Annotated in this window: 16 protein-coding genes and 1 pseudogene; 7 read left to right on the top strand and 10 right to left on the bottom strand. The window is 69.8% G+C overall.

Annotated features, from left to right (window positions below; genetic code table 11):
- Positions 1–70: 70 nt before the first annotated feature.
- From OG588_RS12355 to OG588_RS12370, 4 genes are read left to right on the top strand one after another with little or no spacing between them, the layout of a single operon-like run.
- Positions 71–856: an enoyl-CoA hydratase family protein gene (locus tag OG588_RS12355; protein WP_405947321.1), complete on the top strand. Its 786-nt coding sequence runs from the start codon at positions 71–73 to the stop codon at positions 854–856.
- Complete coding sequence (locus OG588_RS12360; protein WP_266877968.1) at positions 857–1,705, top strand: CoA transferase subunit A; 849 nt, start codon at positions 857–859, stop codon at positions 1,703–1,705.
- Complete coding sequence (locus OG588_RS12365; protein WP_405947322.1) at positions 1,705–2,463, top strand: CoA-transferase subunit beta; 759 nt, start codon at positions 1,705–1,707, stop codon at positions 2,461–2,463. Before OG588_RS12360 ends, OG588_RS12365 begins: the two co-directional genes overlap by 1 nt.
- The gene (locus OG588_RS12370; protein ID WP_405953104.1) at positions 2,463–3,515 is read left to right on the top strand and encodes an NAD(P)H-dependent flavin oxidoreductase; all 1,053 of its coding nucleotides are present in this window, start codon (positions 2,463–2,465) and stop codon (positions 3,513–3,515) included. The genes OG588_RS12365 and OG588_RS12370 overlap by 1 nt, the downstream gene beginning before the upstream one ends.
- Before the next feature lie 57 nt (positions 3,516–3,572).
- Here OG588_RS12370 and OG588_RS12375 read toward each other — a convergent pair.
- The 5 genes and pseudogenes from OG588_RS12375 to OG588_RS12395 form a co-directional block, all read right to left on the bottom strand.
- Positions 3,573–3,854 (bottom strand): annotated as a pseudogene (locus OG588_RS12375) (transposase); the annotation flags it as partial.
- A gap of 46 nt (positions 3,855–3,900) precedes the next feature.
- The gene (locus OG588_RS12380; RefSeq protein WP_405947323.1) at positions 3,901–4,245 is read right to left on the bottom strand and encodes a hypothetical protein; all 345 of its coding nucleotides are present in this window, start codon (positions 4,243–4,245) and stop codon (positions 3,901–3,903) included.
- Between the two features lie 193 nt (positions 4,246–4,438).
- A complete protein-coding gene (locus tag OG588_RS12385; protein ID WP_405947324.1) occupies positions 4,439–5,596 on the bottom strand; it encodes an acetyl-CoA C-acetyltransferase in 1,158 nt (385 codons plus the stop codon).
- A gap of 26 nt (positions 5,597–5,622) precedes the next feature.
- Entirely contained in the window at positions 5,623–6,234 is a 612-nt protein-coding gene (locus tag OG588_RS12390) for a TetR/AcrR family transcriptional regulator (RefSeq protein WP_019062253.1), read from the bottom strand.
- Positions 6,235–6,273: 39 nt separating this feature from the next.
- Positions 6,274–7,062, bottom strand: coding sequence for an SDR family oxidoreductase (locus OG588_RS12395; protein WP_405947325.1), 789 nt, complete (start codon positions 7,060–7,062; stop codon positions 6,274–6,276).
- An 80-nt stretch (positions 7,063–7,142) separates the two neighbouring features.
- On the opposite strand from OG588_RS12395, the gene OG588_RS12400 reads away from it, so the two are divergent.
- Together OG588_RS12400 and OG588_RS12405 are read left to right on the top strand one after the other, a co-directional pair.
- Entirely contained in the window at positions 7,143–8,282 is a 1,140-nt protein-coding gene (locus OG588_RS12400) for an acyl-CoA dehydrogenase family protein (RefSeq protein ID WP_405947326.1), read from the top strand.
- A complete protein-coding gene (locus OG588_RS12405; RefSeq protein ID WP_405947327.1) occupies positions 8,282–9,256 on the top strand; it encodes an acyl-CoA dehydrogenase family protein in 975 nt (324 codons plus the stop codon). The genes OG588_RS12400 and OG588_RS12405 overlap by 1 nt, the downstream gene beginning before the upstream one ends.
- Here the strand turns inward: OG588_RS12405 and OG588_RS12410 are convergent.
- Genes OG588_RS12410 through OG588_RS12420 form a run of 3 tightly spaced genes read right to left on the bottom strand, consistent with a single transcriptional unit; the run spans position 9,231 to position 12,222 of the window.
- Positions 9,231–10,880 (bottom strand): cytochrome bc complex cytochrome b subunit, encoded by a 1,650-nt coding sequence (locus OG588_RS12410; RefSeq protein WP_405947328.1) that lies wholly within the window; start codon positions 10,878–10,880, stop codon positions 9,231–9,233. The genes OG588_RS12405 and OG588_RS12410 overlap by 26 nt on opposite strands.
- Before the next feature lie 53 nt (positions 10,881–10,933).
- Positions 10,934–11,506, bottom strand: coding sequence for a HutD family protein (locus OG588_RS12415; protein WP_405947329.1), 573 nt, complete (start codon positions 11,504–11,506; stop codon positions 10,934–10,936).
- On the bottom strand, positions 11,503–12,222 hold the full coding sequence (locus OG588_RS12420; RefSeq protein WP_405947330.1) for a vWA domain-containing protein: 720 nt from the start codon (positions 12,220–12,222) through the stop codon (positions 11,503–11,505). The genes OG588_RS12415 and OG588_RS12420 overlap by 4 nt, the downstream gene beginning before the upstream one ends.
- 115 nt (positions 12,223–12,337) lie before the next feature.
- Here OG588_RS12420 and OG588_RS12425 point away from each other — a divergent pair, with 115 nt between their 5' ends.
- A complete protein-coding gene (locus tag OG588_RS12425) occupies positions 12,338–13,177 on the top strand; it encodes a chitosanase (RefSeq protein WP_405947331.1) in 840 nt (279 codons plus the stop codon).
- A 144-nt stretch (positions 13,178–13,321) separates the two neighbouring features.
- Here the strand turns inward: OG588_RS12425 and OG588_RS12430 are convergent, their stop codons facing one another.
- Entirely contained in the window at positions 13,322–14,785 is a 1,464-nt protein-coding gene (locus OG588_RS12430) for a glutamate synthase subunit beta (RefSeq protein WP_405947332.1), read from the bottom strand.
- Complete coding sequence (gene gltB, locus OG588_RS12435) at positions 14,778–19,373, bottom strand: glutamate synthase large subunit (RefSeq protein ID WP_405947333.1); 4,596 nt, start codon at positions 19,371–19,373, stop codon at positions 14,778–14,780. The genes OG588_RS12430 and gltB overlap by 8 nt, the downstream gene beginning before the upstream one ends.
- Positions 19,374–19,402 lie beyond the last annotated feature (29 nt).

Below are 19,402 nucleotides of genomic sequence, written 5' to 3' on the forward strand. Positions count from 1 at the left end.
GATTCTCCGGCTGCTAGCTTCGAAGCCTCGCACCTAACAAATGTTTGGTGGAAAGGTAGCTGATGCGTCCATGGGTGTCTCCACCTCGCCCTCGAAAAAGGGGCCCGAAAAAAATGGCGTCGCCGTCGTCACGGTCGACTACCCGCCGGTGAACGCGCTGCCGGTGGACGGCTGGTTCGCCCTGGCCGACGCCGTGCGCACGGCAGGGCGCGACCCCGACGTCCGCTGTGTGGTGCTGGCGGCCGAGGGGCGGGGATTCAACGCGGGCGTGGACATCAAGGAGATACAGGAGCGCGGGCAGTCGGCCCTGGTCGGGGTGAACCGGGGCTGTTTCGAGGCGTTCGCGGCGGTGTACGAGTGCGAGGTGCCGGTCGTGGCAGCGGTGCAGGGATTCTGTCTGGGCGGGGGCATCGGGCTGGTCGGCAACGCGGATGTGATCGTGGCGAGCGAGGACGCCACCTTCGGGCTGCCCGAGCTGGACCGGGGCGCACTGGGCGCCGCCACGCACCTGGCCCGGCTGGTCCCCCAGCACCTGATGCGCGCCCTGTACTACACCTCGCGCACGGCGACGGCGGCCGAGCTGCACGCGCACGGCTCGGTGTGGCGGGTCGTACCGCGCGCCGAACTCCTCCCCGCAGCCCTGGAGTTGGCGGCCGAGATAGCCGCCAAGGACGGCGAGCTGATCCGCCTCGCCAAGTCCGCGATCAACGGCATCGACCCCGTCGACGTCCGCCGCAGCTACCGCTTCGAGCAGGGCTTCACCTACGAGGCGAGCGTCAGCGGCGTGGCCGACCGGATCCGCGACACCTTCGGAAAGCCCGAAGTGACCGGCGAGAAGGCAAGGAAGGAGGCGTAGGTGACCGACAAGACGATGACGGCCGACGAGGTCGTCGCCCGGCTGCACAGCGGCATGACCCTCGGCATCGGCGGCTGGGGCTCGCGCCGCAAACCCATGGCCCTGGTACGGGCGTTGCTCCGCTCGGACCTCACCGACCTCACCGTCGTCTCGTACGGCGGCCCGGACGTCGGCATGCTCGCGGCGGCCGGCCGCATCCGCAAGCTGGTGGCCGCCTTCGTCACGCTCGACTCGATCCCCCTCGAACCGCACTACCGCGCGGCACGCGAGAGCGGAGCGTTCGAGCTGATGGAGGTCGACGAGGGCATGTTCATGTGGGGCCTGCGCGCCGCCGCGAACCGGCTGCCGTTCCTGCCGGTGCGCGCGGGGATCGGTTCGGACGTGATGCGGGTCAACCCCGGCCTGCGGACGGTCACTTCGCCGTACGACGACGGGGAGACGTTCGTCGCGATGCCCGCGCTGCGGCTGGACGCGGCCCTGGTGCACGTCAACCGCGCCGACAGGTTGGGCAACGGGCAGTATCTGGGCCCGGACCCGTACTTCGACGACCTGTTCTGCGAGGCGGCGGACGCGGCCTACGTCTCCTGCGAACGGATCGTGGACACCGCCGAGTTGACGAAGGAGGCGCCGCCGCAGTCCCTGCTCGTCAAGCGGCTGAGCGTGACCGGAGTCGTCGAGGCCCCCGGCGGCGCCCACTTCACCTCATGCGCTCCCGACCACGGCAGGGACGAGGACTTCCAGCGGCTGTATGCGACGACACCCTGGGCGGAGTTCGCCGAGCGCTTCCTGGCCGGTGACGAAGAGGCCTACCGGTCGGCAGTGCGCAACTGGCAGGAGGAGCAAGGGTGATGGACGTATCGCGTAGGGACGTACCGCGGACGGACGTACGGCGTTCCGAGTACTGCGTGATCGCCTGCGCGGAGGCGTGGCGTGACGCGGGTGAGATCCTGGCCAGCCCGATGGGCCTGATCCCCTCCGTCGGGGCCCGGCTGGCCCGGCTCACCTTCGCGCCGGATCTCCTGCTTACCGACGGCGAGGCGATGCTCGTCCGTCCGGACGGGACACCGGAGGGCTGGTTGCCGTACCGGCAGCACCTCGCCCTGGTGTCCGGCGGGCGGCGGCACGTGATGATGGGCGCGAGCCAGATCGACCGGTACGGCAACCAGAACATCTCGTGCGTCGGCGACTGGGCGCGGCCGAAGCGGCAGTTGCTCGGGGTGCGCGGGGCGCCGATCAACACCCTGAACAATCCGACGAGTTACTGGATACCGCGGCACTCCCGGCGGGTGTTCGTGGAGAAGGTCGACATGGTGTGCGGGGTGGGCTACGACCGGGTCGCCGAGCATCCGGGGACGGCCCGCTTCCACCGCATCCCCCGGGTCGTCTCCGACCTCGGTGTCTTCGACTTCGCGACCCCCGACCGCTCGATGCGGCTGGCCTCGCTGCATCCGGGGGTGAGTGTGGAGCAGGTACGGGAGGCGACCGGCTTCGAGCTGACCGTCCCGGACGAGGTGCCGCCGACCCGCGAACCCACCCCGGACGAGTTGCGGCTGATCCGTGAAGTGATCGACCCGGCCGACACCCGCCTCAGAGAAGTGAGTTCATGATGGAGACCGCGCTGACCCGGCTGGTCGGGGTCCGGCATCCGATCGTGCAGACGGGCATGGGGTGGGTGGCGGGACCGCGCCTGGTGTCGGCCACGGCGAACGCGGGCGCGCTGGGCATCCTGGCCTCCGCGACCATGACCACCGACCGGCTCCGGGACGCGGTCCGCGAGGTCAAGTCCCGTACGCGGGAGCCGTTCGGGGTGAATCTGCGCGCGGACGCGACCGACGCCGGCGACCGGGTGCGGATCATCATCGAGGAGGGAGTGCGGGTCGCGTCCTTCGCGCTCGCGCCGTCCGCCGAGCTGATCGCGGAGTTGAAGGAGGCGGGCGTGGTCGTGATCCCGTCGATCGGGGCGCGGCGGCATGCGGAGAAGGTCGCGGCGTGGGGCGCGGACGCGGTGATCGTGCAGGGCGGAGAGGGTGGCGGACACACCGGGGAAGTGGCGACGACGGTGTTGTTACCGCAGGTCGTGGACGCGGTGGACATACCGGTCGTAGCGGCCGGCGGCTTCTTCGACGGACGGGGACTGGTCGCGGCGCTTGCCTACGGGGCGGCGGGCGTCGCCATGGGCACCCGCTTCCTCCTCACCTCGGACTCGACGGTCCCGGACGCGGTGAAGGCGGCGTATCTGGCGGCGACGGTCAAGGACGTGACCGTCACGAGGGCGGTCGACGGCCTGCCGCACCGCATGCTCCGTACGGAACTGGTCGACGCCCTGGAGAACTCCGGCCGCACGAGAACCCTGCTCCAGGCGATACACCGGGCGGCGGGCTTCCGCCGACTGTCCGGACTGACCTGGCGCCGGATGATCCGCGACGGCCTCGCCATGAAGCACGGCAAGGAACTGACCTGGAGCCAGGTGCTGCTCGCCGCGAACACGCCGATGCTGCTCAAGGCGTCGATGGTGGACGGGCGGACAGATCTCGGGGTGATGGCCTCCGGGCAGGTCGCCGGGCTGATCGACGACCTGCCGTCGTGTGCGGAGTTGGTGCGGCGGGTGATGAAACAGGCCGACGAGGTGCTGTGGACGCTGGTCCGGGCCGACGCCTGAACTCAGGGGCGGGGGAAGGGGGCAGGGGGCAGGGGGACCGGGCGGGGCGAGTAGCGCCTGGGAGTTCTCGATCCGGCCCGCGGTTCCGGTGGAGTGGCGCTGGACGCCGACGCTGTGGGTGCCCTTCTTCAGGTCGCCGGTCTCGTCCACGACGAGCACGGCGTCCTTGTCGCCGAGGTGGTCGACGACGAAGGCCCGTATGTCGTCGCGGACTTGGTCCGCATCCCAAGACGCGCGGCTGAGCAGATGCCGCATGCCGGCCGGGCTCGTGTCCCCGGCGGGCTCGGCGATCGTCCAGCAGTTCTTCCTCGGCAGGTCCGCGAGCAGGCCCTGGAACAGAGGACGCCTGCGGGCGCCGGCTGCTGTCCTGGCCGGGGCTTGGCGGTCACATCTTCTGTACCTCGGTCGATACCGTGAACCCTTCTCTGCGGCAGGCGTCCAGGACCGTCGCCGTGGCGCTGGTCCAGAAGAAGTAGCGGTGGCCCTGGACGGTGCGCAGTCCGACACCGGGTGTACCCAGGCGGCCGCGGCAGGGGAAGACCTCGACGATGTCCTCCGGTGTGCCGGCCAGCGGTTGCGCTCCGGACAGCTGCCACACGGCACCGAACAGGCGGATCCTCAGGCGCAGTCGCCCGGGGTCGACCGTGAGTACACCGAACGGCCAGGTTGCGTTGAGCCGTCCCCCACCGAAGCGCGCTGCCGGGAAGTTCGCCCCACCCGTTATCTGCATCTGCCCAGCATGCCCACAGCGGACCATCGGCTTTCCATCGGGGTGGCATCGCGGTCCTGATCAGGTGGCATGCCCGGTATGTCGCCACCGGCACCAGGCCCGCGCCCGCACCAGCCGCGACCACTGACAAGCCGCCCTACAGCCATGAAGATCACGATCTGCGGCCGGAGTACCAGGACGTGGCCCGCGTCGATCAGAGCCGTTCGATGATCGTCACGTTGGCCTGGCCGCCGCCCTCGCACATGGTCTGGAGGCCGAACCGGCCGCCGGTGCGCTCCAGTTCGTGCAGGAGGGTGGTCATGAGTTTGACGCCGGTCGCGCCGAGGGGATGGCCGAGGGCGATCGCGCCGCCGTTGACGTTGACCTTCTCCGGGTCGGCGCCCGTCTCCTTCAGCCAGGCGAGGACGACGGGCGCGAAGGCCTCGTTGATCTCGACGAGGTCGATGGCGTCGATGGAGAGACCGGTCTTCTTCAACGCGTGGGCGGTGGCCGGGATGGGCGCCGAGAGCATACGGATCGGATCCTCGCCCCGGACCGAGAGGTGATGGACACGGGCACGAGGGCGTAGACCGTGCTCCCGCACCGCCCGTTCCGAGGCGAGCAGCATCGCCGCCGCGCCGTCGGAGACCTGGGAGGAGCACGCGGCGGTGATGGTGCCGCCGTCGACGACGGGTTTCAGGCCGGCCATCTTCTCCAGCGAGGTGTCCCGGCGCGGGCCCTCGTCGACCGCGACCGCGCCGTAGGCGACCGTCTCGCGTTCGAAGCGGCCCTCGTCGATCGCGCGCAGGGCCCGCCGGTGTGAGCGGAGGGCGAACTCCTCCTGCTCCTGCCTGCTGATCCCCCACTTCGCGGCGATCATCTCGGCCCCCGCGAACTGGTTGACGGGCCGTGTCCCGTACCGCGCGCGCCAGCCCTCGCTGCCTGCGAAAGGGCCCTCGGTGAGCCCGAGAGGCAGGGCGGCCTGGCGGGAGGCGAAGGCGATGGGGATGAGGGACATGTTCTGGACGCCGCCCGCGACGACGAGGTCCTGCGTGCCGGACAGCACGCCCTGCGCCGCGAAGTGCACGGCCTGCTGCGAGGACCCGCACTGCCGGTCCACCGTCACGCCCGGCACCTCCTCGGGCAGCCCGGCCGCCAGCCAAGCCGTCCGCGCGATGTCCCCGGCCTGCGGCCCCACCGCGTCCAGACACCCGAAGACGACGTCCTCGACGGCGGCGGGATCGATCCCCGAGCGCGCGACCAACTCCTTGAGCACATGCGCGCCGAGGTCGGCCGGATGCACCCCGCTCAGCCCTCCCCCGCGCCGCCCGACGGGCGTACGGACCGCTTCGACGATATAGGCCTCGGCCATGTCAACTCCCCATACAGACACGTGAGTTATGTGCGTACGGCGATCCCGTCCAGCACCATCGACAGGTACTGCCGGGCGATCTCCTCGGCACTGTGCTGTCCACCCGGCCGGTACCAGGAGGCGGCGACCCACACCGTGTCGCGGACGAACCGGTAGGTGAGCCGGACGTCGAGGTCGGCGCGGAAGACCTGGGCGGCGACCCCGCGCTCCAGCGTGGACAGCCACGCCTTCTCGAACTTGCGCTGCGACTCGGCGAGGAACGCGAACCGCTCCTGCGCGACCAGGTGCTTGCTCTCCTTCTGGTAGATCGCGACGGCGGCGCGGTGCCGGTCGATCTCCCGGAACGACTCCGTGACCAGGGCCTCCAGCGTCTCGCGCGGGCTCAACTCGGCGTCCAGGACGGTGTCATAGCCGCCCCACAGCTCGTCGAGGAAGGTCCGCAGGATCTCCTCCAGCATCGATTCCTTGGAGTCGAAGTGGTAGTAGAGGCTGCCCGCGAGCATGCCCGCGTGGTCGGCGATCTTCCGTACGGTGGTGGCGTTGTACCCCTGCTCGGCGAAGACCTCGGCCGCCGTGTCGAGGAGTTCACGACGGCGGGCCGGAGCGGCGGTCACCGGGGGTTTCTTCTTGGTCGGCACGCCACCATTGTCGTGCCAGAGCCTTGGTCCCTCGCGCCGCTACGCATGTTGGCTACTGACGGAGACAACCTCGCCGGTCATGTAGGACGAGTAGTCCGAGGCCAGGAACACGATCACGTTGGCCACCTCCCAGGGCTCCGCGTACCGTCCGAAGGCCTCGCGCGCGGTGAGTTCGGCGAGCAGCTCGGGCGTCGTGACCTTCACCAGGTGCGGGTGCATGGCGAGGCTCGGCGAGACCGCGTTCACCCGCACCCCGTACTCGGCGGCCTCTATCGCCGCGCACCGGGTCAGCGCCATCACGCCCGCCTTGGCCGCCGCGTAGTGCGCCTGTCCGGCCTGGGCACGCCAGCCGACGACGGAGGCGTTGTTGACGATCACCCCGCCGCCGCTCTCGCGCATCGCGCGCAGGGCGGCCCGGGTGCACCGGAACGTGCCGTTCAAGGTCACGTCCAGCACCTTCGACCACTGCTCGTCGGTCATGTCGACGAGGTCCGAAGTCCCGCCCAGGCCCGCGTTGTTGACGACGACGTCGAGTCGCCCGTGCGCGGCGACGGCCGCGTCGAACAACGCCTGCACCTGCGCCTCGTCGGTGACATCGCACGGCAGCGCGGCGACCGACTCCGGCCCGAACTCCCCGGCCAGCTCGGCCTCGTACTCCTTCAGCCGTCGCGTGTGCGCGTCACTGATCAGTACGCGCGCGCCCTCCTGGAGGAAGCGGCGCGTGGTGGCCCCGCCGATGCCCGCACCGGCGGCGGCGGTGACGACGGCGGTGCGTCCCTTCAGCAGCCCGTGCCCGGGGACGTATGCCGGACTCTCGACGCCTGTCATGGGCCCACGCTAACCTACCAAACACTTGTTAGGGAAGAACTGCCGAAGACTCAAAGGCTCTTGGGGAAGGACTCCCGCCGATGGACCTCGACTTCACTCCTGCCCAGGAGGCGTTCCGCGCCGAGGCCCGCGCCTGGCTGCACGCCCACGTACCGGCCGCACCCCTCCCCTCCCTGGAGACCGAGGCGGGCTTCGCCGCGCACCGCGCCTGGGAGGCCCAACTCGCCGCGGACCGTTGGTCGGTGGTGTCCTGGCCGGAGGAGTACGGCGGCCGGGGCGTGGACCTCGTGCGGTGGCTGGTCTTCGAGGAGGAGTACTACGCGGCGGGCGCGCCGGGCCGGGTCGGTCAGAACGGCATCAACCTGCTCGCCCCGACCCTCTTCGACCACGGCACGCGGGAGCAACGCGCGCGCGTGCTGCCCCCGATGGCGACCGGCGAGGTGGTGTGGGCGCAGGCCTGGTCGGAGCCGGAGGCGGGTTCGGACCTGGCCTCGCTCACCTCGCGCGCGGTGCGCACGGACGGGGGCTGGCTGCTGAGCGGGCAGAAGACGTGGTCCTCGCGGGCGGCCTTCGCGGACCGCGCGTTCGGCCTCTTCCGCAGCGAGCCGAACACCCCGAAGCCCCAACAAGGCCTGACCTACCTGATGTTCGACCTGCGCGCGCCCGGCGTCACAGTCCGCCCGATCGGCCGCCTCGACGGCAAACCGGCCTTCGCGGAGCTGTTCCTGGACGAGGTGTTCGTCCCCGACGAGGACGTGATCGGCGAGCCGGGGCAGGGCTGGCGGGTCGCCATGTCGACCGCGGGCAACGAACGCGGACTCACCCTCCGCTCCCCCGGCCGCTTCCTCGCCGCCGCCGACCGCCTGCTCAACCTCTGGCAGGCACAAGGCAGTTCACCCACAACCAGGGACCGGGTGGCCGACGCCGTGATCGGCGCCCGCGCCTACCAGCTCTTCACGTACGCCAACGCCTCCCGTTTCCTGGACGGCGAGTCCATCGGCCCGGAGTCCAGCCTGAACAAGGTGTTCTGGTCCGAGTACGACATCGCGCTGCACGAGACGGCCCTCGAACTACTCGGAGCGGAGGGCGAGTTGGCGGACTCCGACTGGGCCGAGGGCTATGTCTTCTCCCTCGCGGGTCCCATCTACGCCGGTACGAACGAGATCCAGCGCGACATCATCGCCGAGCGCCTGCTCGGCCTGCCGAAGGGCCGCCGCTGATGCGCTTTCTCCTCGACCCCGAACAGCGGGCGTTCGCCGACTCGTTGAACGCGATGCTGACGGCGGCGGAGACTCCGTCGGTCGTACGGGCATGGAGTCGCGGCGAGCACACGAGCGGGCGGGCCCTGTGGCGCCGTATCGCCGAAGCCGGGGTGTTCTCGCTGGCGGTGCCCGAGGCGTACGAGGGGCTGGGACCCCGGCCGGTCGAACTCGCCGTGGCGTTCGTGGAGTTGGGGCGGCACGCGGTTCCGGGACCTCTGGTGGAGACGGTCATGGCGGCCGCGCTGCTGGCCGAACCCGGCCCGGCCAAGCGCCTGTTGCCCGCGCTGGCCTCGGGTGAGGCGATGGCCACGGCGGCGCCGACGGGATCGTACGCACTGGACGGTGACGTGGCGACGACGCGCCTGAGCTGGGACGGGGACGGGGACGGACTGCGGATGGCCCCCGGGCACGGGCCGGTACGCACGTCCCTGGACCCGGCGCGCCGCCTCACCGCGCTCCTCCCCGGCGGTGAACTCCTCGCCCCGGACCCGCCCTTGGCCCACGCCCTCGCCTGGGCCCGGCTCGCCACCGCCGCCCAGGCCCTCGGCGTCGGACTCGCGCTGCTCGACAGGACGGTCACCTACGTCAAGCAGCGCACCCAATTCGGTGTCCCCATCGGCTCGTTCCAGGCAGTCAAGCATCAACTGGCCGATGCGAAGATCGCGTTGGAGTTCGCGCGTCCGCTGCTCTTCGGCGCCGCGCTCACCATGACGGAGGCGGACGTGGCCGCCGCGAAGGTCACGGCGTGCGAGGCGGCGTACCGGACCGCCCGTACGGCGCTTCAACTCCACGGCGCGATCGGTTACACCGCCGAGTACGACCTGTCGCTGTGGCTGACCAAGGCCCTTGCCCTGCGCGCGAGTTGGGGCAGCCCGGGTGAGTGCCGGGCCGCCGCACTCAACGGCCTCAGTGGTGGTGGTCGCCGCTCGTGAGTTCCTTGTACTCCTCCGAGGTCGGCTTCGGGATGCGGGCTTCGGGTCCGAACATCGCCTTGGCGAGCCGGGCCCGTACCCGCTGCCCGCCCTTGACCCGCCGCTCGACGCCGTTCGCGTCGACGAGCGGGCCGATCGCGTACGGCGGTTCCTGTTCGTGCTGGGTGAGCCTGAACCGCTCGCCGGGGGCGAGGGGGTCGTGGACCTCGACGTACTCGCCGTGCGGCAGCATCTTGATGAGGCCGGACTCGCGGCCGTGCAACACCTTGTCCCGGTCCCGGCGTTGGAGCCCGAGGCAGACGCGTTTGGTGATCAGGAACGCGGCGACCGGCATGGCGAAGAAGGAGACCCGCACGAACCAGGTGATCGCGTTGATGGAGAGATTCAGATGCGTGGCCACGACGTCGTTGCCGCCGCCGATCAGCAGCACCGCGTACAGGCTGAGCCAGGCCACTCCGAGTCCGGTGCGCACGGGCATGTTGCGCGGCCGGTCCAGGATGTGGTGTTCGCGTTTGTCGCCGGTGATCCAGGCCTCGATGAACGGGTAGGCGCCGATGGCGGCGAGGATCAGCGGGAAGAGCGTGAAGGGGATGAAGACGCCCAACTCCAGTGTGTGGCCCCAGGCGTTGATCTCCCATCCCGGCATCACCCGGATCAGCCCCTCGGAGAAGCCGAGATACCAGTCGGGTTGGGCGCCGGTCGTCACCAGGTCCGGCCGGTACGGTCCGAAGGCCCATACGGGGTTGATGCTGGCGATCCCGCCCATGATCGCGAGGACGCCGAAGACGAGGAAGAAGAAGCCGCCCGCCTTGGCCATGTAGACGGGCAGGAAGGGCATGCCGACCACGCTCTTCTGGTCCCGTCCGGCGCCGGGGTACTGCGTGTGCTTGTGGTAGAAGACCAGGATCAGGTGCGCGACCACCAGGCCCAGCATGATCCCCGGCAGCAGCAGGACATGGATCGGGAAGAGCCGCGAGATGATGTCGTGCCCCGGGAACTCCCCGCCGAACAGGAACATCGACATGTACGTGCCGACGATCGGCACGGACAGCATCGCGCCGTCCGCGAAGCGGATGCCGGTGCCGGACAGCAGGTCGTCGGGGAGCGAGTAGCCGGTCAGTCCGGTGAGGATGCCGAGGAACAACAGGGTCCAGCCGAACACCCAGTTGAGCTCGCGTGGCTTGCGGAACGCGCCGGTGAAGAACACCCGCATCATGTGGATGAGCATGCCGGCGATGAAGACGACGGCCGCCCAGTGGTGGATCTGCCGGATCAGCAGCCCGCCGCGCACGTCGAAGCTGATGTCGAGCGTGGACTCGAAGGCCCGGGTCATCGGGATGCCGTTCAACGGCGTGTACGAACCGTGGTAGATGACCTCGACGCCGCTGGGCTCGAAGAACAAGGTGAGATAGATGCCGGTGAGGATCAGGATGAGGAAGCTGTAGAGGCAGATCTCGCCCAGCATGAACGACCAGTGGTCCGGGAAGACCTTGCGCATATTGGACTTGGCGAGCGCGTACAGCCCGAGCCGGCCGTCCGCCCAGTCGGCGAGCTTCTCCCCTTTTCCGGCTGCGTCAGGCCGTCCGGCACCCGCCGCTCCGTTCACCGATCGTGCGCCGTCCATACGTTGGCCGCCCTCCCCGTCGGATCACCCCACAGGGTGCCACGAGGTCCGGGCTAAGCCAACGGTGCGTCAGCAGGCAATGACAGCCCGATCACGGCGGTACGGCCCCGGGCGTGCAGCACCGCATCCTCGGCGCCCAACTGCACGGCGTCGTAAGGCCCGAGGGTCAGCCCGGCCACCTCGGCGGTCCCGTCGAGCACCACGACCAGGGTGTCCGTGCGCAGGGGCAACCGCCCTCGGACGACAGCCACCGTAGGAACATCAGTCGTAGAACCCGCGCCGCCCCTGCACCACATGACGTTGAGGTTGACGACCGGCCCGTCCAGCAGTCGGCAGTCGGTCGGTACGTCACCCCTGAAGTCCCGTGGTTCGTAACGGGTGTTGACCAGCCACCGTTCGCCACCCACCGTCAGATCCATGCCCGCGCCCTCGACGACGGTCAGGGTGCGATCGACGTCGGGGAAGGCCGAGAACGGCCCGTCCGCCGCGACCTCGGCCAGACTCACCCGCCACGCGAAGTCGTCCATGCCCGCCCCCTCGGGCCACGCGGCGATCTCCCGCGTCACACCGCCACCGTTCTTCCAGGGCACGGCAGTTCGCGCCGAGGCGGGCAGGACTCGGATCACTGGACGAACCCCATCTCCCGTGCCGCCGCCAGCCACTGCGGGAATTCGCCCACCAGCCGGTCGTAGAGCTCCGCGTCGGACATCTTCAGCGGATCCGAACCGGCGTGGAAAAAGCCCGCGTTGTCGATCTCCCGCTTCTGCGGCACCGCCAACTCATCGAGTTTGCGCAGGAATTCGAACTGCTTGCTCTTCGCGTCGCCGAACCCGACGAACTGCCAGAACAGCGGGAGCTTGGCCGCCTTGCACAAGTACCGTTCCGCGGCGAGCTTGTTGATCGGGCCGCCGTCGGTCTGGAAGACGACGAGGGCGGGGTCCTTGGCGCCGCTGTCGAGGTAGTGGTCGATGACGGCGTCCATGGCCAGGTGGTAACTGGTCTTGCCCATGTGCCCGAGCCCGGCCACGATCCGTTCGATACGCCCCTGATGATCGGCGAGGGCGATGTCCGTGACGGCGTCGACGTCGGTCGAGAAGAATATGACCGGCACGGTTCCGTCGTCGTCGAGGTGCGCCGAGAGGCCCAACACCCGGTCGGCGAGCGCCTGGACGCTGCCGTCCTTGTAGTACGGCTTCATGGAGCCCGAGTAGTCGACCACGAGGTAGACCGCGGCGCGCTGCCCGTCCAGGCCGTGCTTGCGCAGCGAGACCCCGGCGCTCTTGTACAGGCTGACCAGCGCGGGCGCGGTCTCCTCGACCTTGCTGAGCGAGATCGCGGCCACGGGGGCTCCCTTCGGATCACGGCGAAAGGATCGAGGTTACGCCACGGAGGTCCGGCAAGCGCAATGTCCCCCCAACCCCCGAAATAACGGATGTAACCGCCCTTACGCTGGGCCCATGAAACGCGCCGGCGTCCTGTTGCTCGCCGCCGTGCCCGTCGCCATAGCCGCGACGGCCTACGGCCTCTCACCCACCACCACCCACACCGACCCGCGGCCCACGCACCCGTCCGCCGCGACCGAACGCAGAGCACCCGAGGGCCTGGCCGCGCCGGCCATGAAGAACCTCGCCCAGGAGCTGGTGGCCAGCGCCGAGAACTCCACCCTCGACTGGCGCAGCGCGTACGCCTACGTCCAGGACATCCGCGACGGCCAGGGCTACACCGCGGGCATCATCGGCTTCTGCACCGGCACCCACGACCTGCTCGTCCTGGTCGAGCGCTACACCGCCGCCCACCCCGACAACGGCCTCGCCCGCTACCTCCCCGCCCTGCGCAAGGTCGACGGCACGGCCTCCCACGAGGGCCTGGACCCCGGCTTCCCGGCCGCCTGGCGCGCCGAAGCGAAGGTCCCCGCCTTCCAGGCGGCGCAGGACGCGGAACGCGACCGCATCTACTTCGACCCGGCGGTCAGCACCGCCAAGCGCGACGGCCTGGGCCTGCTCGGCCAGTTCATCTACTACGACGCGATCGTCTTCCACGGCCCGGGCACGGACGGCTTCTACGGCATCCGGGAGCGCGCGATGCGGCAGGCCAGGACCCCGGCCGAAGGCGGCTCCGAGAAGGCCTACTTGAGCGCCTTCCTCGACGTCCGCCGCGCCACGATGCGGGCCAAGCACCCCGGCATCGACACCTCACGCATCGACACGGCCCAGCGGAAGTTCCTGGAGGAGGGGAACCTGGAGCTGCGGACGCCGTTGGTGTGGAAGGTGTACGGGGAGACGTACAAGGTGCCGTAGCAGGACGGGAGTTGGACCCGGACATACGGCGACGCCCGCCGGGTCCGGTCGGGGACAAGGCAGGCGCCGTCTCGTGCTCCGCACGCCTTTGTGCGGACGTCTTTTGATGAACCGTCAGACGGCGAACCGTCGGACCATGAACCGTCAGACCATCAACGCCCGGTCCGTCGGCCGGATCGGCGCAGGCAGTTCGCTCGCGCCGGTCAGGAAGCGGTCGACGCCGCGCGCGGCCGAGCGGCCCTCCGCGATCGCCCACACGATGAGGGACTGGCCGCGGCCCGCGTCACCGGCGACGAAGACGCCGGGGACGTTGGTCTGGAAGTCGGCGTCGCGGGCGATGTTGCCGCGCTCGTCGAGGCCCAGGGCGAACTGGTCGATGAGGCCGTTCTGGCGGTCGGGGCCGGTGAACCCCATGGCCAGCGTGACCAGTTGGGCCGGGATCCTGCGCTCGGTGCCCGGCTTCTGGGTCAGCTTGCCGTCGACGAACTCGACCTCGACGAGGTGCAGCCACTGGACGTTGCCGTCCTCGTCGCCCTCGAAGTGGGTGGTGTTGACGGAGTAGACCCGCTCACCGCCCTCCTCGTGCGCGGAGGTCACCTTGTAGAGCATCGGGAAGGTCGGCCAGGGCTGCGCGACCGCGTTCCGCTCGTCGCCCGGGCGGGGCATGATCTCCAACTGCGTGACGGAGGCGGCCCCTTGGCGGTGCGCCGTACCGACGCAGTCCGCGCCGGTGTCGCCGCCGCCGATGACGACGACGTGCTTGCCCTCGGCCGAGATCGGGGCGGTGACGTAGTCGCCTTCCTGGACCTTGTTCGAGAGGGGCAGGTACTCCATCGCCTGGTAGACGCCGGTCAACTCCCGTCCGGGGACGGGGAGATCACGGGCGGTGGTGGAGCCGGCGGCGATGACGACCGCGTCGTAGCGCTTGCGGAGGTCGGTGGCCTTGAGGTCGATGCCGATCTCGATGCCGGTGCGGAAGCGGGTGCCCTCCGCGCGCATCTGCTCGATACGGCGGTTGATGTGCCGCTTCTCCATCTTGAACTCGGGGATGCCGTACCGGAGAAGACCCCCGATGCGGTCCGCGCGCTCGTAGACGGCGACGGTGTGGCCCGCCCGCGTGAGCTGCTGCGCGGCGGCGAGGCCCGCCGGGCCCGAGCCGATGACCGCGACGGTCTTGCCCGAGAGGCGCTCGGGAGCCTGCGGGGCGACGTCGCCCGTCTCCCACGCCTTGTCGATGATGGAGACCTCGACGTTCTTGATGGTGACCGGCGGCTGGTTGATGCCCAGCACACAGGCCGCCTCGCACGGCGCGGGGCACAACCGCCCAGTGAACTCAGGGAAGTTGTTCGTGGCGTGCAGACGCTCCGACGCGGCCGTCCAGTCCTCGCGGTACGCGTAGTCGTTCCACTCGGGGATGAGGTTCCCCAGCGGACAGCCGTTGTGGCAGAACGGGATGCCGCAGTCCATGCACCGGCCGGCCTGCTTGCCGATGATCGGCAGCAGCGAACCGGGGACGTAGACCTCGTTCCAGTCCTTCAGACGGACGTCCACGGGGCGGGACTTGGCGACCTCGCGCCCGTGGTTCAGAAAGCCCTTCGGGTCAGCCATTGATCGCCGCCTCCATCATCTTCTCGGTGATCTCGGTCTCGGAGAGACCCGCTTGCTCAGCGGCGTCCTTGGCGGCGAGCACTGCCTTGTAGGCGCTGGGGATGATCTTGCTGAAGCGGTCCACGGACACGGCCCACTCGGCGAGCAGCTTCTCGGCGACCGTCGAGGCGGTCTCCTCGGCGTGCCGGCGCACCACGTCGTGCAGCCACTGCTTGTCGTCCTCGTCCAACTCGTGGACGGCGCCCGCGTTTCCGACGTTCACGTTGTCGGGGTTCAGGTCGATGACGTAGGCGATGCCGCCGGACATGCCCGCCGCGAAGTTGCGGCCGGTCTCGCCCAGGACGACCGCCCGGCCGCCGGTCATGTACTCGCAGCCGTGGTCGCCCACACCCTCGGAGACCACCGTGGCACCGGAGTTGCGGACACAGAACCGCTCACCGGTACGCCCACGCAGGAACAGCTCGCCGCCGGTCGCGCCGTAGGCGATGGTGTTGCCCGCGATGGTGGAGAACTCGGCGAGGTGGTCGGCGCCCCGGTCGGGGCGGACGATGACCCGGCCGCCCGAAAGGCCCTTGCCCACATAGTCGTTGGCGTCGCCCTCCAGGCGCAGCGTGACACCGCGCGGGAGGAAGGCGCCGAAGGACTGGCCCGCCGAGCCGGTGAAGGTGATGTCGATGGTGTCGTCGGGCAGACCCGCGCCGCCGAACTTCTTCGTCACCTCGTGGCCGAGCATCGTGCCGACCGTGCGGTTGATGTTGCGGATCGCGACCTGCGCGCGGACCGGCTGGGCGTCGGTGGCGCTGGACGCGGCCAGCGCGTCGGCGGCGAGCTTGATCAGCTCGTTGTCGAGTGCCTTCTCCAGGCCGTGGTCCTGCTTGATGACCTGGTGGAGGGCGGCGCCGTCCGGGAGTTCGGGGACGTAGAAGAGGGGGGCGAGGTCGAGGCCCTGCGCCTTCCAGTGGTCCACGGCCCGCTCGACGTCCAGGGTTCCGGCCTTGCCGACGGCTTCCTCGATGGTGCGGAAGCCCAGCTCGGCGAGGATCTCGCGGACCTCTTCGGCGATGAACTGGAAGAAGTTCACGACGTATTCGGCCTTGCCGGCGAACCGCTCGCGCAGCACCGGGTTCTGGGTGGCAATGCCGACCGGGCAGGTGTCGAGGTGGCAGACGCGCATCATGACGCAGCCGGAGACGACGAGCGGCGCGGTCGCGAAACCGAACTCCTCGGCGCCGAGCAGCGCGGCGATGACGACGTCACGGCCGGTCTTCAGCTGGCCGTCCGTCTGGACGACGATCCGGTCGCGCAGGCCATTCAAAAGGAGCGTCTGCTGGGTCTCGGCGAGGCCCAACTCCCAAGGCCCACCAGCGTGCTTGAGAGACGTCAGCGGGGACGCGCCCGTACCGCCGTCGTGGCCGGAGATGAGGACGACGTCCGCGTGCGCCTTGGACACACCCGCGGCGACCGTACCGACACCGACCTCCGAGACCAGCTTCACGTGGATCCGCGCCTGCGGGTTCGCGTTCTTCAGGTCGTGGATCAGCTGGGCGAGGTCCTCGATGGAGTAGATGTCGTGGTGCGGCGGCGGCGAGATGAGGCCGACACCCGGCGTCGAGTGACGCGTCTTCGCGACCCACGGGTAGACCTTGTGGCCGGGCAGCTGGCCGCCCTCGCCGGGCTTGGCGCCCTGGGCCATCTTGATCTGGATGTCGTCCGCGTTGACCAGGTACTCGGAGGTGACGCCGAAGCGGCCGGAGGCGACCTGCTTGATGGCGCTGCGCCGGGCCGGGTCGTAGAGCCGGTCCGCGTCCTCGCCGCCCTCACCGGTGTTGGACTTGCCGCCCAGCTGGTTCATGGCGATGGCGAGGGTCTCGTGCGCCTCCAGGGAGATGGAGCCGTACGACATGGCGCCGGTGGAGAAGCGCTTGACGATCTCACTGACCGGTTCGACCTCGTCGATGGAGATCGAGGGCCGGTCCGACTTGAAGCCGAAGAGCCCGCGCAGCGTCATCAGCCGCTCGGACTGCTCGTTCACGCGGTCCGTGTACTTCTTGAAGATGTCGTAGCGGTTGGTGCGCGTCGAGTGCTGGAGGCGGAAGACCGTCTCCGGGTCGAACAGGTGCGGCTCGCCCTCACGGCGCCACTGGTACTCGCCGCCTATGTCGAGGGCGCGGTGCGCGGGCGCGATGCCGCTGGCCGGGTACGCCTTCGCGTGGCGGGCGGCGACCTCCTTGGCGATGACGTCGATGCCGACGCCGCCGATCTTGGTGGCCGTACCGCTGAAGTAGCTGTTGACGAACTGCTCGTCCAGGCCGACCGCTTCGAAGACCTGGGCGCCCCGGTAGGAGGCGACGGTCGAGATGCCCATCTTGGACATGACCTTGAGGACGCCCTTGCCGAGCGCGTAGATCAGGTTGCGGATGGCCTGCTCGGCCTCGATGTCGGTGAGGAACGTGCCCGCGCGGACGAGGTCCTCGACGGACTCCATCGCCAGGTACGGGTTGACGGCCGCGGCGCCGAATCCGATGAGCAGGGCGACGTGGTGGACCTCGCGGACGTCACCGGCCTCCACCAGCAGGCCCACCTGGGTGCGCTGCTTGGTGCGGATGAGGTGGTGGTGGACGGCGGCAGTGAGCAGCAGCGAGGGGATCGGCGCGTGCTCGGCGTCGGAGTGCCGGTCCGAGAGGACGATCAGGCGGGCGCCGTTCTCGATCGCGGCGTCGGCCTCGGTGCAGATCTCGGCGAGGCGGGCCGCGAGGGCGTCGCCGCCGCCGGAGACCCGGTACAGGCCGGACAGCGTCGCGGCCTTCATGCCGGGCATGTCGCCGTCGGCGTTGATGTGGATGAGCTTGGCCAGCTCGTCGTTGTCGATCACCGGGAAGGGCAGGGTGACGCTACGACAGGAAGCGGCCGTCGGCTCCAGGAGGTTGCTCGCCGGTCCGAGGGACGAGCGCAGGGAGGTCACGAGCTCTTCCCTGATCGCGTCCAGCGGCGGGTTGGTGACCTGCGCGAACAGCTGGGTGAAGTAGTCGAAGAGCAGCCGGGGGCGGGCGGAGAGCGCGGCGATGGGCGAGTCGGTGCCCATCGAACCGATGGGCTCGGCACCGGCCTTGGCCATCGGCGCGAGGATGACGCGCAGCTCCTCCTCGGTGTAGCCGAAGGTCTGCTGGCGGCGGGTGACCGAGGCGTGCGTGTGCACGATGTGCTCACGCTCGGGCAGGTCGGACAGCTCGATCTCACCGGCTTCGAGCCAGTCGCCGTACGGCTTCTCGGCGGCGAGGCCGGCCTTGATCTCGTCGTCCTCGATGATGCGGTGCTCGGCGGTGTCCACGAGGAACATGCGGCCGGGCTGGAGGCGACCCTTGCGGACGACCTTCGCGGGGTCGATGTCGAGGACGCCGACCTCGGAGCCGAGGACGACGAGGCCCTCGTCGGTGACCCAGTAGCGGCCGGGGCGCAGGCCGTTGCGGTCGAGGACCGCGCCGACCTGGGTGCCGTCGGTGAAGGTGACGCAGGCCGGGCCGTCCCAGGGCTCCATCATCGTGGCGTGGAACTGGTAGAAGGCGCGGCGGGCCGGGTCCATGGAGTCGTGGTTCTCCCACGCCTCCGGGATCATCATCAGCACGGAGTGCGGCAGCGACCGTCCACCGAGGTGGAGGAGTTCGAGCACCTCGTCGAAGGACGCGGAGTCGGAGGCCTCGGGCGTGCAGATCGGGAAGATCCGGTCGATCTTCTCCTGGTCGCCGAAGAGGTCGGAGGCGATCTGGGACTCGCGGGCCGCCATCCAGTTGCGGTTGCCCTTGACCGTGTTGATCTCGCCGTTGTGCGCGACGAAGCGGTACGGGTGGGCGAGCGGCCACGACGGGAAGGTGTTCGTGGAGAACCGGGAGTGCACGAGCGCGATCGCGGAGGCGAAGCGGCGGTCGGACAGGTCCGGGAAGAAGGGCTCCAGCTGACCGGTGGTGAGCATGCCCTTGTAGACGATGGTCCGCGCGGACAGCGACGGGAAGTAGACGCCGGCCTCGCGCTCGGCGCGCTTGCGCAGCGCGAAGGCCTTGCGGTCGAGGTCGATGCCCTGGGTCTGCCCGTCGCTCACGAAGACCTGCCGGAACAGCGGCATGGTGGAGCGGGCCGTAGCGCCAAGGAGTTCGGGCGCGGTCGGAACCTCGCGCCACCCGAGAACGGTGAGGCCTTCCTCTACGGCGATCGTCTCAACCTGCGAGACGATCGCGTCGGCGCCGTCCTCGGGCAGGAAGGCGATGCCGACCGCGTATCCACCGGCGGCGGGGAGGTCGAATCCGGCCACCTCGCGGAAGAAGGCGTCCGGCACCTGGGACAGGATGCCCGCGCCGTCGCCCGAGTCGGGCTCGGCACCCGTCGCACCGCGGTGCTCCAGGTTGCGCAGCACCGTGAGCGCCTGCTCGACCAGCGCGTGGCTCGCCTCGCCGGTGAGGGTGGCCACGAAGCCGACGCCACAGGCGTCGTGCTCGTTGCGGGGGTCGTACATACCCTGCGCGGCAGGGCGAGCATCCATGAAGGACCAGTTCTGGCCATTCGTGGGCTGCTGGGACGGCTGGCGCGGCGTACGCATCGGCTCTCCCGTCGTCGTCGTGGCATATG

It is taken from the genome of Streptomyces prunicolor (genome assembly GCF_045162825.1).
In the GTDB taxonomy this organism is placed as follows: Bacteria; Actinomycetota; Actinomycetes; order Streptomycetales; family Streptomycetaceae; genus Streptomyces; species Streptomyces prunicolor.

Excerpts from the sequence above, each read along its gene's own strand:
- OG588_RS12355 (WP_405947321.1), top strand. The coding sequence starts at position 71 with ATGGGTGTCTCCACCTCGCCCTCGAAAAAGGGGCCCGAAAAAAATGGC.
- OG588_RS12365 (WP_405947322.1), top strand. The coding sequence starts at position 1,705 with ATGGACGTATCGCGTAGGGACGTACCGCGGACGGACGTACGGCGTTCC.
- OG588_RS12370 (WP_405953104.1), top strand. The coding sequence starts at position 2,463 with ATGGAGACCGCGCTGACCCGGCTGGTCGGGGTCCGGCATCCGATCGTG.
- OG588_RS12380 (WP_405947323.1), bottom strand. The coding sequence starts at position 4,245 with ATGCAGATAACGGGTGGGGCGAACTTCCCGGCAGCGCGCTTCGGTGGG.
- OG588_RS12385 (WP_405947324.1), bottom strand. The coding sequence starts at position 5,596 with ATGGCCGAGGCCTATATCGTCGAAGCGGTCCGTACGCCCGTCGGGCGG.
- OG588_RS12395 (WP_405947325.1), bottom strand. The coding sequence starts at position 7,062 with ATGACAGGCGTCGAGAGTCCGGCATACGTCCCCGGGCACGGGCTGCTG.
- OG588_RS12400 (WP_405947326.1), top strand. The coding sequence starts at position 7,143 with ATGGACCTCGACTTCACTCCTGCCCAGGAGGCGTTCCGCGCCGAGGCC.
- OG588_RS12405 (WP_405947327.1), top strand. The coding sequence starts at position 8,282 with ATGCGCTTTCTCCTCGACCCCGAACAGCGGGCGTTCGCCGACTCGTTG.
- OG588_RS12410 (WP_405947328.1), bottom strand. The coding sequence starts at position 10,880 with ATGGACGGCGCACGATCGGTGAACGGAGCGGCGGGTGCCGGACGGCCT.
- OG588_RS12425 (WP_405947331.1), top strand. The coding sequence starts at position 12,338 with ATGAAACGCGCCGGCGTCCTGTTGCTCGCCGCCGTGCCCGTCGCCATA.
- OG588_RS12430 (WP_405947332.1), bottom strand. The coding sequence starts at position 14,785 with ATGGCTGACCCGAAGGGCTTTCTGAACCACGGGCGCGAGGTCGCCAAG.
- gltB (WP_405947333.1), bottom strand. The coding sequence starts at position 19,373 with ATGCGTACGCCGCGCCAGCCGTCCCAGCAGCCCACGAATGGCCAGAAC.